General features: G+C 66.0%; 9 protein-coding genes. 3 read left to right on the top strand and 6 right to left on the bottom strand.

Going from position 1 to position 16,893, the window contains the following annotated elements:
* Nucleotides 1-312: 312 nt before the first annotated feature.
* A complete protein-coding gene (locus A5724_RS19995; RefSeq protein ID WP_197518725.1) occupies nt 313-1,515 on the bottom strand; it encodes a serine hydrolase in 1,203 nt (400 codons plus the stop codon).
* A gap of 261 nt (nt 1,516-1,776) precedes the next feature.
* On the opposite strand from A5724_RS19995, the gene A5724_RS33830 reads away from it, so the two are divergent.
* A complete protein-coding gene (locus A5724_RS33830; RefSeq protein WP_156752369.1) occupies nt 1,777-1,935 on the top strand; it encodes a hypothetical protein in 159 nt (52 codons plus the stop codon).
* A 658-nt stretch (nt 1,936-2,593) separates the two neighbouring features.
* Here the strand turns inward: A5724_RS33830 and A5724_RS19990 are convergent.
* On the bottom strand, nt 2,594-2,821 hold the full coding sequence (locus A5724_RS19990) for a DUF3618 domain-containing protein (protein WP_067805911.1): 228 nt from the start codon (nt 2,819-2,821) through the stop codon (nt 2,594-2,596).
* Between the two features lie 98 nt (nt 2,822-2,919).
* Between A5724_RS19990 and bcp the strand changes: the two genes are divergently transcribed.
* Nucleotides 2,920-3,393 carry a thioredoxin-dependent thiol peroxidase gene (gene bcp / locus A5724_RS19985; protein WP_067805908.1) on the top strand — a complete coding sequence of 158 codons (474 nt, stop codon included), beginning with the start codon at nt 2,920-2,922 and terminating at the stop codon, nt 3,391-3,393.
* On the opposite strand, the gene A5724_RS19980 is transcribed toward bcp, so the two are convergent.
* The 4 genes from A5724_RS19980 to A5724_RS19965 form a co-directional block, all read right to left on the bottom strand.
* Entirely contained in the window at nt 3,370-4,716 is a 1,347-nt protein-coding gene (locus A5724_RS19980) for a dipeptidase (RefSeq protein ID WP_067805906.1), read from the bottom strand. The two genes, bcp and A5724_RS19980, sit on opposite strands and share 24 nt — an antisense overlap.
* Nucleotides 4,717-4,725: 9 nt before the next feature.
* Entirely contained in the window at nt 4,726-5,118 is a 393-nt protein-coding gene (locus A5724_RS19975) for a holo-ACP synthase (protein ID WP_067805904.1), read from the bottom strand.
* Nucleotides 5,119-5,133: 15 nt separating this feature from the next.
* On the bottom strand, nt 5,134-14,355 hold the full coding sequence (locus A5724_RS19970) for a type I polyketide synthase (RefSeq protein WP_067805902.1): 9,222 nt from the start codon (nt 14,353-14,355) through the stop codon (nt 5,134-5,136).
* 499 nt (nt 14,356-14,854) lie between these two features.
* Entirely contained in the window at nt 14,855-15,577 is a 723-nt protein-coding gene (locus A5724_RS19965) for a DUF1906 domain-containing protein (protein ID WP_067805898.1), read from the bottom strand.
* Nucleotides 15,578-15,808: 231 nt separating this feature from the next.
* Here A5724_RS19965 and A5724_RS19960 point away from each other — a divergent pair, with 231 nt between their 5' ends.
* Nucleotides 15,809-16,891 carry an ABC transporter ATP-binding protein gene (locus A5724_RS19960; RefSeq protein WP_067805895.1) on the top strand — a complete coding sequence of 361 codons (1,083 nt, stop codon included), beginning with the start codon at nt 15,809-15,811 and terminating at the stop codon, nt 16,889-16,891.
* The last annotated feature ends 2 nt before the right edge of the window (nt 16,892-16,893 follow it).

Raw genomic sequence — 16,893 nt, 5'->3', positions numbered from 1 at the left:
CAGCCCTAAACCCATAACCCAGAGTGTCAAGGATCAGCCGAAACAGATCCGTCAACCGTCAACCGACTCTGAACAGGCGCACCACCTTATCGTCGCGCGACTCGGTACCCACTCGGGTATTGAGACGCCAGAAAGCCTCTACTAGGCGGCAGAGTGCATCGATCTGCCGGGCGACGGTGTCGCAGTGCAGCAGTGAGCGGACTCGGTAGTAGACATTGACTCCAGGCGAAACTCAACTTCCTTTCGTTCTTGGCGCCGGTCTGACGAACTTTCCGCTCACGACATCTTCTGCAAAGTCGCCGAGCGCCCTTTTCATGGGTGGCTTGGCTTCAATGATCCAGTCAATATCTCCTGGATATCCACGAAGGCTTTCTGGCTGGCCGCACCTTCCATTTCGTAGAGTGCGCCGTTCGGTCCGCGCCAGTTGCAGTTGGTGAAAAGAACGAAGCCGACTTCGGTGGAAGGATTGAACCACATGGAAGTTTTGATTCCAGGATCACCGCCGTAATGACCGATGGCGCCTTTCCGGTGGTCCCAGAATATTCCATATCCCTCCGTTCCCGACATCATGGCCTGAAACGACTCCCGACGCAGCAGTTTGCTTTCGCCTTTGTACCCCCGAATCATTTCCATGAGGAACCGGCCCATGTCCTCAACGCTGCTGATGAAACCGCCATCCGGGTAAGTACTGAAGGCATACAAGGGAATCACCTTTTCGCCCATGTAATGCGTGGCGTACCGGCTCTTGTCGATCTCTGAAAGGAACCAGGCGGAATCTGTCATGCCAACAGGTTTCAGAATCCGCTTCTCGGTGTAGTCGGCAAAGCTCTCCCACGTTACGCACTCGACGATATACGCGGCCAGCGCCGCTCCGAGGTTGCTGTATTCGAACTGTGTTCCCGGCCTTTGATTGAGGAAGTTGCTCTTCTTGTACCAGATCCCATCCGTCGCGACAAAGTTTCGGACGAACTGATCCAGAGGTATCCGTTTGTTGTCGGGGTTGAGAAGGTCAATCTTGGCAGCGTTGCCGCGCCCGGTCGGTACCGACTCCTGCAGAAAATAGTCGTAGCGCCAGAACTCTTCGGTGTCCCGGAGCGTTGAAGTGTGTTCGGCGAGATGCCGTATGAGAATCGGCTCATTGGGAAAGTGCGGATTCACAACCTTGAACGGCAAATAGCGACTGACATCGTCATCGAGCCTGATTTGGTTTTCTTCCGCCAGCTGCATGAGGGAAATTCCAATGAGGGTCTTGGAAATTGAACCGATGTTTTGCAGACTCTTTGTGGTATACGGGATTTTCTTCTCGATATCAGCATAGCCATAACCCTTCTCGAACAGGACGCCATCGCTGGTAACGATGGACACGCCGAATCCTGGAAGATGTCCTCGGCTGGCAATCTCACTCAGCTTTCGATCCAGTTCAGGCGGAATCTGTCCCTGCGTCGGCGACTCTTCTTGAACAGAGCAACCCAGGTGAAGGACTAGCAGCGACAGGGTAAGCAGCAAAACCAACATTCGTGACTTCATGCGCTCCGCCGGCACCTCAGTTCTGTCCGGTCAGACTGCTTCGATCTCCACATCAATATCCTCTTCACGGAGGTTGGTCAACAACCTGAGCTGGCTCTTCGTAGTTCAATACACGGTGGACACCCGTGCATACCTTCCGATGCCTCTTGATCAGCGGGTCCGGGGCTCGAAACCCTGACGGCGCACTCAGCGTGCAGTTTCGGCACGCGGCCCGGCACTATTCCGCGGCCGCGCATCCGGGAATCTTCGGTGAATTCCGTCGATCAATCGGTGCGCTTCGTAGAGTTCGTGACGCAGGCTGGCGGCCCGGCGCCGGGCGACCGAAGCGGCGTGACCCTGGACCCGTCGGCTGCGGCGTTCCGCGGCCTCAACTTTTCTGGAGATTTCGTCGATGTGGGCGTGCAGTGATTGCAACAGCGCAAGAGCTTGCGCTGTATCGGGGTCATCAGTCACGCCGAAATCATCGCACTTACCACCACCGCAAGCGCGCTGGGGCGAAATCAGCAAACCCGTCCGCCCGCCGGTGCGCAAAGCCTGACAGACGCGATCGCGCCTGCTTGGCCCTGCCGCATCGCCCGTTCAACTCCCTAGACCGTCGATGCACCAGGCAACCCCACGCGCCTTGCCCTAGCTACATTTCCGCAATAGCCTATTTACGCGAACGAAAAAATTAAGACCGTAACCGGACGAGGTATGTTGAATGTGCTACTGCTTCCGTAACCGGACTTACGCTACGAAGCCGTCAGTCATCCTAGCTGGTAACGGGTGCGCGGCTTCACAGCGAATTGTGCTGCGTAAAAGGGTGTGAGAGTGCTAGCCTTCGGTTAGCTGCGACGAATTACATGGCTTCTAAGTGCCATGTTCACAACGAAACGAGGTCTTAGCTGTGGTCAGCCCCGACGCATCGCTCACCGCGGGCGTGTCCGGCGCGGGAACAGCTGACGACGTAACTGCGCAACGGCCGGTCATGGTCTACACCTGCAGTCGCCTCGGGCGTGTCGCCAACCCGCCCAGCTTTTCGTTCGCGGACTGGTTCCGCGCTGCGCGGCGCCGCTGAAGCAACCGGTCAGTCTCGCCGAATACGGCGAATGACCACAATGACGAACACAGCGCCGGCGCCTGCCAGTGTCACAGCAACCGCGGGCTTCTTTACGAAACGCACGGCGGCCGCCTTGATGTCCTCCGCGATCTTCTGCGGGTTGGCGCGCTCGGCGAGGGTATCCACGGTCGCCGCCAACTGATCACGCGCCTGATCGATGTCCCGCTTGATGGTGTCGGGATCGCGGTCCGCCACTTGCTGCCTCCAAGCCACTCCATGAGCGTCGCCTTGCGGCACTACCCTAGTTCAGCCTGCACTCGCCGGAGTGCACCGGTCGAAGAAGGGACTTCCGCATGCCGCAAACCCCGCGACTCGAAGTGGGTGACAAGGCCCCAGCGTTCAGCCTGCCCGACGCCGACGGCAACACCGTCAAGCTCTCGGACTACAAAGGCCGCAGGGTCATCGTGTACTTCTATCCGGCCGCCGCCACCCCCGGATGCACCAAGCAAGCTTGCGACTTCCGCGACAGCTTGAGTGAACTCAACGGCGCCGGACTGGATGTCATCGGCATCTCCCCCGACAAACCCGCCAAGCTGGCCAAGTTCCGCGACGACCAGAAGCTGACGTTCCCGCTGCTCTCCGATCCGGACCGCGAGGTGCTCACCGCGTGGGGCACCTACGGCGAAAAGACCATGTACGGCAAGACCGTTCAGGGCGTCATCCGGTCGACGTTCGTCGTCGACGAGAAGGGCAAGATCGCCGAGGCGCAGTACAACGTCCGCGCGACGGGTCACGTCGCCAAGCTACGGCGAGACCTGTCCGTTTGAGCCGAGGTTGGCCAGTAGCAGCGCCTCGGCGGTGGCGGCCCGTTCGAGCACGCCGAGATGCAGGCTCTCGTTGATGCTGTGCGCCTGAGACTGCGGATCCTCGACGCCGGTGACCAGGATCTTGGCCGACGGGAACGCCTCGGCGAACTCGGCGATGAACGGGATCGAACCGCCCACCCCCGTGTCGACGGCCTCGTTGCCCCACGCCTGCCGGAATGCTGCGCGGGCAGCGTCGTAGACCGACCCGCTGGCGTCGATGGCGTAAGGCTTCCCGAGGTCGCCAGGGATGACCGTGACCTGGGCACCCCAGGGCACGTGCTGTTCGAGGTGACGGGTCAGCGCCGCCAGATGTTCGCGCGCGTCGCCGCCGGGAGCGACGCGCATGCTGACCTTCGCGCGGGCCCGTGGAATCAGTGTGTTCGACGACTTCTCGATCGACGTGGTGTCGATGCCGATCACAGTGATCGCCGGCTTCGCCCAAAGTCGTTGCGGCACAGAGCCTGAACCAATTTCTGAAACGCCGTCGAGCAGACCGGCCTCCTCGCGCACCCGCTGCGGCGAGTAGTCGACGTCAGCGGCGGTGCCTTCGTGCAGTCCGGCCACCGCGACGTTGCCGTCGTCGTCGTGCAGGCTAGCGAGCAGACGCACCAGCACGGTGATCGCGTCGGGCACCACACCGCCCCAAAGTCCGGAGTGCAGACCGTGATCCAGCGTCGCGACCTCGACGATGCAGTCCGCCAGGCCGCGCAGCGACACGGTCAGCGACGGCACGTCGGTGCTCCAGTTGTCCGAGTCGGCGATGACGATGACGTCGGAGGCCAGCACGTCGCGATGCGCGGCGAGTAGACGCGACAACGATGGTGAGCCGGACTCCTCCTCGCCCTCGACGAAGACCGTCACGCCGACCGGCGGTTGGCCGCCGTGCGCCCGGAAAGCGGCCAAATGCGTTGCGATGCCTGCCTTGTCGTCGGCGACGCCGCGGCCGTACAGCCTGCCGTCACGCTCGGTCGGCTCGAACGGCGCGGTTTGCCACTGCGCGTGGTCGCCTTCCGGCTGTACATCGTGGTGGGCGTACAGCAACACCGTCGGGGCGCCTGGCGGTGCGGGATGGCGGGCGATAACGGCGGGCGCGCCGCCTTCGCTGACGATCTTGACGTCGCCGAACCCGGCCTCCGACAACAGCTTTGCCACCGCGTCGGCGCTGCGCTGCACTTCCGGCCTGCGCGCCGGATCGGCCCACACCGATTCGATGCGCACCAGGTCTTCCAGGTCGCGCCGCACCGACGGCAGCACCTCACGCACCCGCTCCACGAGTTCACTCATGGAGCGAGACTAGCGCTCCTCGAGGATGGCGACCGCCGCCGCGGTGTCGGCCTCGTGGGTCAGCGACAGATGAATCGTCACGTCCTTCAGATGCTCGGCGATGGCACCGGTCAACCGCACCTTCGGCCTGCCCCACATGTCGGTGATCACCTCGATGTCGCGGTGGATGCCCTCAGGCAGCACGGGCCGCTTGGAGAACCGCGAACCGGACCACGCCTTGATGACGGCTTCCTTGGCCGCCCACCGCGCGGCGAGGTGCCGCGCCGCGGACGAACTCTTGTCCGCGGCGTCACGCCGCTCACCGGGCGTGAACGTCTCGGCGAACACCGTGCCCGGTTGGTCGACCTGCTCGGCGAAGTCGGGGATGGAGACCAGGTCGATCCCCACCCCGACTACTGCCATGCCGGAGACGCTATCTCACCGCACATAGACGTCGCCGTCGCCCAGCCTCGACTGGGGATCGAGCAGCATCTCGGCCTCCTGCCGCTTCTCCGGCGCCTCGTGGCTGAACCGGCGGTCGGCAGGCCTCTCGTACAGCGGAGGGCCGCCCGCGATCGCTGACGCCAGCCGGTGCTGACCGGCCAGCACCCTGGCCTCGAATCGCGCCTGGTAATCAGCGCGCTGCTCGGGACTCAGCGAGGCGATGAACGCCTGCGGATGCACCAGGGCGATCAGACCGGACACGTGACCGAACCCGAGGCTGGTGATCAGGCCCGCCTTCAACGGGAACTTGTCCCCCAGCCGCAGGGTGTCGCGCAACCAGACCAGATGCGCGGCGCTGCTCAGCTCGTCGTCGACGCAGTCCAGGCTGCGGTTCGGCGGAATGACGCCGTCGCGCAGGATCTGGCACAGCCCCATCATCTGGAAGGCCGCGGCGCCACCCTTCGAGTGACCGGTCAGGCTCTTCTGCGACACCACGAACAGCGGTGCACCGGGTGAACGGCCCATCGCGTCGGCGAGCCGCTCGTGCAGCTCGGTCTCGTTGGGGTCGTTGGCCAGCGTGGAGGTGTCGTGCTTGGACACCACCGCGATGTCGTCGGGGCCGACGCCGAGCTTGGCGAGTGACCGCGCCAGCTGCGACTCGCGTCCGCCGCGGCCCGCCGCCAACGCACCCAGGCCCGGTGCCGGAATCGACGTGTGCACACCGTCGCCGAACGACGACACGTAGCCGATCACCGACAGCACCGGCAGACCCATCTGCAGGGCGAGGTCGCCGCGGGCCAGCAGGATGGTGCCGCCACCCTGACCCTCGACGAAGCCGAGCCTGCGTCGGTCGTTGGCACGCGAGAACTTCGAGTCGCTGATGCCCTTGGCGCGCATCATCTCGGTGTCGGCGGTGGCCGCCATGTCACCGAAGCCGATGATCGCCTCCAGCGTCAGGTCGTCGTAACCGCCTGCCACGACGAAGTCCGCCTTGCCCAGCCGGATCTTGTCGACGCCCTCCTCGACCGACACCGCCGCGGTGGCGCACGCGCCGACCGGGTGGATCATCGCGCCGTAGCTGCCGATGTATGACTGAACGACGTGCCCTGCGTAGACGTTCGGCAGGACCTCTTGCAGGATGTCGTTCGGCTTGTTCCGCCCGAGCAGGTTGCCGTGATACATGGTCTGCATCGACGTCATGCCGCCCATACCGGTGCCCTGCGTGTTGGCCACCAGGCTGGGGTGCACCCAGCGCATCAGCTCGGCCGGCGTGAATCCCGCCGACAGGAACGCGTCCACCGTGGTGACGAGGTTCCAGATCGCCAACCGGTCGATCGAGTTCATCATCTCCTGGGTGACGCCGTAGACCATCGGATTGAATCCGGTGGGGATCTGCGCGCCGACCGTGCGGGACAGCTTCGTCTTGCGCGGCACGCGGATCTCGGTGCCCGCCTTGCGGGTGACCTGCCAGTCGCCGCTGTCCGGCACCGGCGCGATGACGGTGTGCTCGGGATCGAACTGGACGAACTGACGCGCCTCCTCCTCGGAGGACACCACGAACGTGAAGTCCTTGTCGAGGAACACCGAAACCAGCAGCGGCGCAGCGTGATCGGGGTCGATCGCACCGTCGTCGACGAATTCGCGGATGCCGACACGCTCGACGACGGCGTCGTGGTAGCGCTCCACCAGCTCGCCTTCGTCGACCAGGTCCCCGGTCTGCGTGTCGTACCAACCCGGTGTCGGGTCGTCCTCCCACTTGACCAGGCCGGTGGTCCACGCCAGCTCGAGCACGCCCGCCGCCGACAACTCGTTGTCGACCTCCATCTCGAAGCGGGTCCGCGACGAGCCGTACGGGCCGAGTTCGGCGCCGCCGACGATCACGACCAGATCGGCGGGGTCGACGTCGAGGTCGTCCCATTCCGGCGCCGGTGCGGCCTGGTAGCCGCGCGGCGGCGACGGCAGCGCACGGATGGCGCCCTCCTCGTCGGACTCCTCTGCGGCCGCCTCGCCCAACATATCTTCGCGGGCCTTCGCGGCCAGCTCGGCCAGATCGAGCTCCACCTCGGCGAGGCCGCCGGTCAGGTCGACCTGCAGCGGCTCACGGGCGGCGGCGACCTTGGACTCGATGTCGCACAGGCTCAGCAGCATGCTTGCCATCTCGTCGGTGGTGTACGTCGTTACGCCCGCCTCTTCGACCGCGTCGACGATCACGTCGTTGTGGCCCATCAGCCCGGTGCCCTTGGTCCAGCCGATCAGGGCGTGCGCCAACGAAACGCGCTGCGCCCATGACGACTCCGCCTTCCACCGAGACACCACCGCGTCCAGCGCGGCCTTGGCTTCGCCGTATGCGCCGTCGCCGCCGAACATGCCGCGGTTCGGCGAACCGGGCAGCACCACGTGCAGGCGTGCGGCGATATCGCGTTCCGCACCGATGTGCGACAGCCCGCCGATGAGCCGCTGCACGGCCCACAGCAGCACCTTCATCTCCATCTCGGCACGCGAACCGGCGTCGGACAGATCGCCGGCCACCCGCGGCGCCGCGAACGGGAACAGCAGCGTCGGCGTCAGCGCGTCCTTGAGGTGAATTGACTGCGGCCCAAGGCTTTCCGTCTGCTCCGTGCCGACCCACTCGACGAGCCTGTCGATGTCGGTGTAGGACGCCATGTTCGCGGGCACCACCCACAGCTTCGCGTCGAAGCGGGCGTTGTCGCGATACAGGTTGCGGTAGAACGCCAACCGGTCGTCGCCCAGCTTCGACGTCGTCGCGATCACGGTCGCACCGCCGTCCAGCAGTTGCGCCACCACCGATGCGGCGATCGATCCCTTCGACGCACCCGTGACGACAGCGATCTCGTCGGTGTAGCGACCCTTGCCCGGGTTCTCCGCACCCGCCGCGGCGCGGCCGTACAGCGACGCGTGGATGTTGCGGCCCGCGGCCAGGGCCTTGCCCTGCCACCACGTCGCCTGCGTGCCAACGACATTGCCCGCGCCCTCGAACCGCGTGGACAGCCGCTGCCAGTCGGCGTCGATCTCGCTCTCGTCGAGCACCCACAGCTTGGCCAGGTCCTCACGGGCGCTGGCCCAGCGGTCGTCGAACAGCACCGCCTTGCGGCCGTCGAACGCCGGGGCCACCAGACGCGGCCAGTCCGAACCGAGTTCGGCGGTGACGAGGTCGATGAGCTCCGCGTCGGTGGCCTCGGCCACGGGGACCGGAGCGTCGAAGCCGAGTTGACCGAGGATCAGGCGGGCCGCCGAGGCGAGCACGCCGTTGCGACCGGTGACCTGTTCGGCGAACTCGCCGAGCGCGGCGGAATCCACCACGCCGCCACCGCCGCCTGCTGCCGACGGCAGCGACACCGGAACACCCTGGCGCGCACCGACCGCCGCGACGGCGGCGTCGACGACCTTGTCGACGGTGGCCGCGTCGGCGAGCGCGCCGTCGTGCAGGCCGCCCAGCTCACCACCGCGGACACTGGAGCCCTCGCGGGTGCCCAGCGCCACCTCGACCGTCACGTGCTTGGCCCAGCCGTCACCGAGTTCCCAGGTCTTCTTGACCCGCTCGGTGATGTAGGCCGGACGCTTGCCGGACGGGCCGAGCACCGTGCGCAGCTGATCGTTGATCGCGTCGGAAAGCACTGGGCCGAACGGCTTGTAGGTTCGGGCCAGCTTGGTGACCTGTCCCTTCAACCCGGCCAGGTCGGCTTCCGCGGCACCGTCGATGGCGCCGAGGTTCAGCTCGGAGCCGAGGTCGACCAGCAGCTGGTTGCGTCGCGACGACGCGCCGTCGGTGATCGACTCGATCGAGTCCAGCGGCTCGATCTGGTCGATCCGCATCTTCGCCGACAACGCGATCAACGCCGTCGTGGCGTCGGCCGCGTCGTAGCCGAGGTCATCCGGGCGCGGGCCACCCACCGGAGCGGCAGGCGCGGGAGTCGGGGCTGCGGCCTCAACGGGGCCTGCCTCCGCGACAGGAGCGGCCGGGGCCGGCGTCTCGTCGACGTCGTCCTCGGGCTCCGGGTCGGTGTCGGTCGCGAACAGCACGGCCGCATCGCGCTCGGAGTTCAGCACTTCCGTTGTGTTGTGCGAATACTCGGGCAGCTTCAGCGTGTTGGTGGCAAGCCCGGCGACGGTCGGCGCGGACTTGACGCCGATCTCGACGAACCGCTCGATGCCGAGACCGCCCGCGGCCTCCTCGATGAAGAGCAGGTCCTGGGTTTCGATCCAGCGCACCGGGCTGGCGAACTGCCACGCCAGCAACTCGATGACGATCTTGCGGCACAGCTCCGCCGGCTTCTCTTTCCGCCACGTGTCGTAGTCGGCGAGGATCTCGTCGAGCGGTTCGGCGGGGACCAGGTCCCGGATCTCCTGGATGAAGTCGCGGTCCAGCGTGAACGGCCGCGGCACCAGGTTCGGGATGTACTTGCCGACAATCAGATCGGGATCCTTGTCGCGCGGCATGACCCGCTCCAGCGAGCGCCGGAAGTCGGCGACACCGACCCGAAGCACCGAGGAGTGGAACGGCACATCGATGCCCGGCACGAGGATGAACGACCGCTTGCCGCCGGTGATCTCGCGTCGCCGCTCGACTTCTTCCTCGAGCGCTTCCAGACCGCGCACGGTGCCCGCGATGGCGTACTGCGAGCCACGCAGGTTGAAGTTCACGATCTCCAGAAACTCACCGGTGCGCTCGGAGATGTCAGCGACGAACTGCTTGACGTCGGCGTCGTCGAGGTCGATCTGCGACGGCCGGATCGCGGCCAGTCGGTAGTTGGACCTGCCGAGGTGATCACGAGGCACGATGTCGTGCATCTTGCTGCCGCGGTGGAACACCACCTCGAGCAGCGCCTCCAACTCGTAGACACCGGAAACGCATGCCAGCGCGGTGTATTCACCGACGGAGTGGCCGCAGGCGATCGCGCCTTCGACGAACGCGCCCTGTTCACGCATCTCGGCGACCTGTGCCGCGGCGACGGTCGCCATGGCGACCTGCGTGAACTGCGTCAGGAACAGCACGCCGTCCGGGTGGTGGTAGTGCACACCGCTGGCGATCAGGCTGGTCGGGTTGTCGCGCACCACATGCAGCACCGAGAAACCCAACGTGTCACGGGTGAACTTGTCGGCAGCGTCCCACACCTTGCGGGCGGCCTTGGACCGCGCGCGAACCTCCATGCCCATGCCCTTGTGCTGGATGCCCTGGCCGGGGAACGCATAGACCGTCTTCGGGGCGGCCAACTGCGCGGTCGCCGACATCACCAGTTCACCGGCGACTTTCGCGCTGACCTCGATGATCTCTGCGCCACGGTCGATTCCGACCCGGTCGACGCGGAAGTCGATCTCGTCGCCGGGCATCACCATGCCAAGGAAGCGCGACGTCCACCCGACGACACGGGCGGGCGGTGCCGGCTTGCCGTCGGTCGCGGTGACGACGTGCTGGGCGGCGGCCGACAGCCACATGCCGTGCACGATGGGCGATTTCAGCCCGGCCAACAGCGCGGCGGCGCGGTCGGTGTGGATCGGGTTGTGGTCCCCGGACACCACCGCGAACGCGCTCATGTCGGTCGGTGCGGGCACCGTGACGTCGCGGCGACGGCGCCGCGGCGTGTCGGTCGCGTTGTCGGTCATCGCACCGCCCGCGCGCGGCGGGTCGGCCAACTCGGCGGTGCCGGTGCGGCCGCGGATCGCGAACCGCTCCTCGAGGGTGGCCAACTCCGTACCCGCCGAGTCCCTGATGATCACCGAGACCGGGATCACCCGCCCATATTCGGTGTCGGTGGCCGCGGAAACCGTTGCGGTGACCGTCAATTCGGCCCTGGTCTTCGGCATCGCCGTCAGCAGATGCGCGGCGTGGTCCAGATGCACGAGGCTCAACAGACCCTCGACGACGGGGAAGCCGTCGTCGGTCACGGCCGACCCGATCGCGGCGAACACCGCGGGCCAGCAGTGCCCGACCAGCGCGTCAGGCACCAGCGTCAGGCCGGGCGCCAGCGGCGCCCCGAACGTTGCGGTGACGCCGGTGTGGTCGGCGACCGCTTCGGGGTCCCAGTCGACGGTGACCGTGGCGGTGCCGTCCTGCACGGGCGGAAGCGCGTCGGGTCCGTCCACGCCGGCGGCGATCGCCAGCACCGACCGCATCGCGGTCGACGCGTCCTCGACGGTGACGACCGGCATACCGCCGTCGACCGTGCAGGTGGGCAGTGTGAAGCGGATGTCGATCCAGATGTCGGACAGCGGAACGCTCAGCGTCACCGCATCGCCAGCCAATTCCAGCCGGGCGCCCGTGGACGGGTGTGTGGCGCTGCGGTTTTCGTTGACCTGCCACTCGTCGGGCGCACCGATGCGGTGCACCGGGTTGATCGCGGTGCGGCCTGCCCACAACACGTCGGGCGAGTCGAGCACCACTGCGAGCGGGCCGGTAACGTCGGCCCGGGCCTGGCGACGGGAGACCACTGCGACCGGCCGGCCGTCGGTGGCCAGCGCGCGGTCGATGGCCGCCTGCTCGAAGCGGTCGAGCAGGTCACCCACCGGTTCGTCGACGCGGGTGATGCCCGCCACCGACTGCGTGCCGGGGATGATGCAGACCTGGTCGGCGGTGTAGCGGGCGTCGTGCGCCTGCCACAGCGAGTCGCTGCGCCACCAGCGGCGCACGTCCTTGTCGATGACCGGTACGAAGTTGACCGGCTTACCGATCAGCTTGCACAGCGTCACGAACCACGGCACGTCGGCCGGGTGCAGCTTGAGCGTCTCGGCCTCGGGGTAACGCGCCACCAGCGTGGCGATGGCCTCGTCCGGATTGTCAAGCAGCGCAACGTCATTGAAGAGCGTCTCGATGCGGCCGGAATCCTGCGGATGCAACCGGGCCTCGGCGCGCTCGAGCATCTGCTCGAATCGGTCGCGCCAGGTGTCGGCCAGCCACGGGCTGTCCGGCAGTTTGGTGTCGGCAGTGCTGTCACCGTCGCCGATGGCCAGCTCGACGTAACGGCGCAGCCACTGCGCATAGGTCATGTCGCCGACGTCGCCGAAGTACGGCTTGCAGGTGGTGGCCATCGCGGCGATGATCTCGTCGCGCCTGGCCGCGACGGCGTCGGCGTCGCCTGCCACCTCGTCGAGCAGGCGGCCGCACCGCGACGCGGCGTTGTCGATCTCGTGGATGTCGGCGCCGAGCTGGCTGCGGGACGACGCCATGCCGCCCGTGGCCTTTCCGGCGCTGATCCAGTGCTCGGTGCCGCTGGTCTCGACCAGCATTTGCTTGACCGTGGGTGACGTGGTGGCCTCCAGGGTGGCCATCGCGGCGGTCCCAACGAGAATTCCGTCGACAGGCATCGCCGGGAACCCGTACCGCTCGGCCCACTCGCCCGATAGGTACTCGGCCGCCCGTTCGGGTGTGCCGATGCCGCCGCCGACACAGACAGTGATGTTGGGCAGCTTGCGTAGCTCGGCATACGTCGCGAGCAACAGGTCGTCGAGGTCCTCCCACGAGTGGTGGCCGCCCGCGCGGCCGCCCTCGATATGCATGATGACGTCCTTGCCAGGCACCTCGGCGGCGATGTTGATGACCGACTTGATCTGGTCGATGGTGCCCGGTTTGAACACCACATGGCTGATGCCGACGCTGTTGAGCTCGTCGATCAGCTCGACGGCTTCCTCGAGGTCGGGGATGCCTGCCGACACGACGACACCGTCGATCGGGGCGCCGGACTGACGGGCCCGCTGCACCAGCCGCTTTCCGCCGACCTGCAGTTTCCACAGATACGGGTCCAGGAACAACGAGTTGAACTGAACGGCGCGGCCCGGCTCGAGCAGCTGCGTCAGCTCCTCGATGCGGTCGGCGAAGATTTCCTCGGTCACCTGGCCGCCACCGGCCAGCTCGGCCCAGTGGCCTGCATTGGCGGCGGCGGCGACGATTTTGGCGTCGACAGTCGTCGGGGTCATCCCCGCGAGCAGGATCGGTGAGCGTCCCGTCAGCCGGGTGAACTTGGTCGAGAGCTTCACCGAACCGTCGGGCAGCTTGACGGTGGTCGGCATGTAGCTCGACCACGCAGGCGGCACCTCGGGCTCGGCGCCAACGGTGAACAGATTGCGCTGCCCCGCGCGGGTCGCGGCCGGAACGATCCCTATGCCGAGCCCGCGGATGACGGGGGCCGTCAGGCGGGTGACGGTGTCGCTTGGGCCCAGGTCGATGATCCACTTGGCCCCCGCGTCGTGCAGCCGCTGCACCTCAGCCACCCAGTCGATCGGGCGCACGAAGATCGATTCAGTCATCTCGTGGGCCATCTGAGCGTCGATGCCGCATTTGGCAGCCCAGCGGTCGACGACGTCCACGCCGTCGGCCAGGCGTGGGGTGTGGAAGCCGACCTCGACCTGCACACCGTGGAACACCGGCGAGAAGACAGCGCCGCCGCGGATCTTGTTCTTGCGTTCGGCCTCTTCCTTCTCGGTGATCTTGCTGCAGTACAGCTCGAAGCGGCCCAGCTGTTCGGGGGTGCCGGTGATGACGACGGACCGTCGGCCGTTGCGGATCGACAGCACTGGCGGCAGAACGGTGCGGACGTCCTTGGAGAACTCCTCCAAGAGCTCAGCGATGCGGTCCGGGTCGACGTTGGTGACCGAGACCATCGGCGACTTGTCACCACGGCCGACCATGCCGCGGCGGCGCGACACCAGGGATCCGGCCGCGCCGATAAGCTGCAGCAGCGCCAGCAATTCCGCGTCCTTGCTGCCCTTGGCCCGCAGCGATTCGGCAGCCATGATGCCCTGCGAGTGGCCGGCCATCGCGACTGGCGGGCTGCCGTACAAGTCGAGCCCTTGACGCGAGAGCGCGCGGATTGCGGCCATCTGGGCCAGCAGGATCCCAGGACCGGAGATCGCGGCGGTGGTCAGCTGCTTGGTGGTGGGCAACGGCTCCTCGGCGGCCAGTGCGCGGACCCACTGCAGTGGCTCGAAGCCGATCGGCCGCACCACCACGAGTTCGCGGGCCACCGGTTCGAGAAGCAGCGCGGCCTCACCGACGATCTCGCTCAGCTCCGATTCGATGCCGGCCGAGCTGACCAACTCCTCCAGGTTCTCCAGCCAGGAGCCGCCCTGGCCGCCGAAGGCGACCGCATAAGGCTCTCCGGCATTCAAACGATCGACCAGGGCAGAAGCAGAGGGGTACGCGTCGGTGTTCTCGCTGGAGGTGTGGCGGCCGGTGGTCACCCTGCTCTGTTCATTGATCGTCACGTCTTGTTATCTCCCTCGCTGCTGTCTCGCGCGTATCGCTCGTCTGCGGCTGTCGTCTTTGAAACTCTTGGATGGCCCGCGCTTACGCTGCGCAGGTCGGGCGATTCGGCGTCGAATCCCGGCTGGGTCGCGCGCGTCCTATTGGACGCTCCAAGCCTCTCCAGCCGTACTAAGAGTGTCATAAGAGACTGGACCATTTTCGCGCCCCGAATGGTTACTGGCGAGTTCTACGCATGGGTAACCGGAGGATCGGTAACACCGGCCCGCATCCGGGTCGAACGCATGCGGGACAAACGTCCTGTTGGCAGGTGGTTACGCTTGAGTAAGGACAACGGCGCAGATCAAGGCAGTATTGTTATGTAATCGTTATGTAAAAATTTCGCGTTCTTCGAACTGCGACGTTGCGGCGAGCGGAGTCGACAACCGGGGCGAATCTGACTTGCCTTGCCCGCTGGCTATCGGCAGAAGTTTGCTGGCTATGCTTACTGATCGGTAAGGTTTAGTCCCATTGGCCGAATTGCGGCTTGAGAATGTGGTTGATGTCCACGCCGACGCCGCCCACCTTCTGCTTGTCGATCTCCACTTGATGCAGGTGCGCGGCGGGATGCGTGAAGCCCTTCGGTGAGCCCCAGTTGTGCTGCCAGAAATAGGAACCCAGTCCGTCCTGCAGCGCCCAATCGATGGTCTTGGAGTTGGCGTAGACGCCGACGCGCTGATGCCCCAGTACCGATTCCCAGCCCCGTAAATATGGTGCGACCTGGGTCTTGTACTGGTCGTAGCTGGGGTCGTCGTCGATCGACGCGTAGATCGGCGCGCCGTAGGAACCGCCCGCGGCGACGTGTAACTGCCAGCCTCGCTTGGCATGTGCGATTCCGGCGTTCTGCCCGCCCAGCCAGTCCGCCGTGTCCTGCTTGCCGTACTGGTAGCAGGACACGATCTTCAACCCGTTCTGATACAGATCGCGTGCCTCGGGCAGTTGGATCGGCTTGCCCAGCATCCAGGCCCCGCCAGGACGCCGGTCGGAGACGTAGCGGATGGCGCCGAGCGCGCCCGATGCCCGCAGATCGTTGGCCCTGATCACCCCCGCCGCGTAGTCGAGCAGGATTCCCAACGGCGCGGCGGAGGCCTGCGCTGACCACACCGCCTGCAAGCCCGCGCCAAGACCGAGCACGGCGGGCGCCGCGGCGGCATATTTGAGCACGTCGCGCCGGGATACAACCACGAGCCACAGAATATGACAGGAGCATCAATATTCACCTCAACGCCACTGGTCACATCTGTATCAAATAATTCGCAGACGGTCGGCGCCGCGAGACTAGGGTTACCGCGGGAAATCGAGTGGGGTGCGCGACAACTGCAGCCTCGCGGATACGGAACCAGTGGCCCACCGCGGTCTCGATCACGAAATCCGCGTTCACAATGCGCCCGAACGGATGAATTCCTACGATGAGCCATGCCCTCGCCGACGGTCAGTTCACAGCCGGACGTGAATGCGACTGTTGCGGTTGGCGATCCGCAGATCGAGCTGGTCGGGGTCCGCAAGACGTTCGGGGACGTGGTGGCCGTCGAGGGCGCCGACCTGACCGTGGCCGACGGCGAGTTGTTCGCGATCCTAGGCCCCTCGGGTTCGGGAAAGACCACGGTGCTGCGGATGATCGCCGGGTTCGAGCAGCCCACCGCGGGCGTGATCAAGCTCGGCGGGGTCGACGTCACCGCGCTGCCCGCCCGGCACCGCGACGTCAACACGGTGTTCCAGGAATATGCGCTCTTTCCGCACATGACCGTGGCGCAGAACGTCGAATACGGGCTGAAGGTCAAGGGCGTGCCGAAGGCCGAGCGCAGGCGGCGCACCGCCGACGCGCTCGACATGGTGCGCCTGACCGGCCACGCGTCGCGCAGGCCCGCCCAGTTGTCGGGAGGTCAGCGGCAGCGGGTGGCACTGGCCCGTGCGTTGGTCGGCCGGCCCAAGGTGCTGCTGCTCGACGAGCCACTGGGCGCACTCGACATGAAGCTGCGCGAGCAGATGCAGGTCGAACTCAAGTCGATTCAGCGCGAAGTGGGCATCACATTCGTCATCGTCACCCATGACCAGGACGAGGCACTGACGTTGTGCGATCGGCTGGCCGTTTTCAACGACGGCCGGATCGAGCAGATCGGCGTCGCCCGCGACGTGTACGAGAACCCCGCCAACCGCTTCGTCGCCGATTTCGTCGGCACTTCCAATGTGCTCGACGGCGCGGCTGCCGAGGCGCTGATGGGCAAGCCCGGCATGTTCGTCATCCGGCCCGAACGCATCGAGGTGTTCCGGCCCGGCACCGATCCCGTGCCCGGCGTGCGGACGGTCGAGGCCACCGTGTCCGAGGTCATCTACGCGGGCCCGACCACCCGCATCGCCGCGGTCGCCGCGCCCGACGTCACGCTCACCGCCACCGTTCTGACGGCAAGCACATGGCTACCGCCCGACCTACATCACGGCACACCAATCACGTTGGCCTGGCCCGAAAAGGCCGTTCACCAATTGAAAAGCGAGGAGTAGTC

Source organism: Mycobacterium sp. ACS1612 (genome assembly GCF_001667505.1).
Taxonomy (GTDB): domain Bacteria; phylum Actinomycetota; class Actinomycetes; order Mycobacteriales; family Mycobacteriaceae; genus Mycobacterium.
The sequence above is the reverse complement of the archived record's forward strand: the minus strand, read 5'-3'. Positions and strand labels throughout refer to the sequence as shown.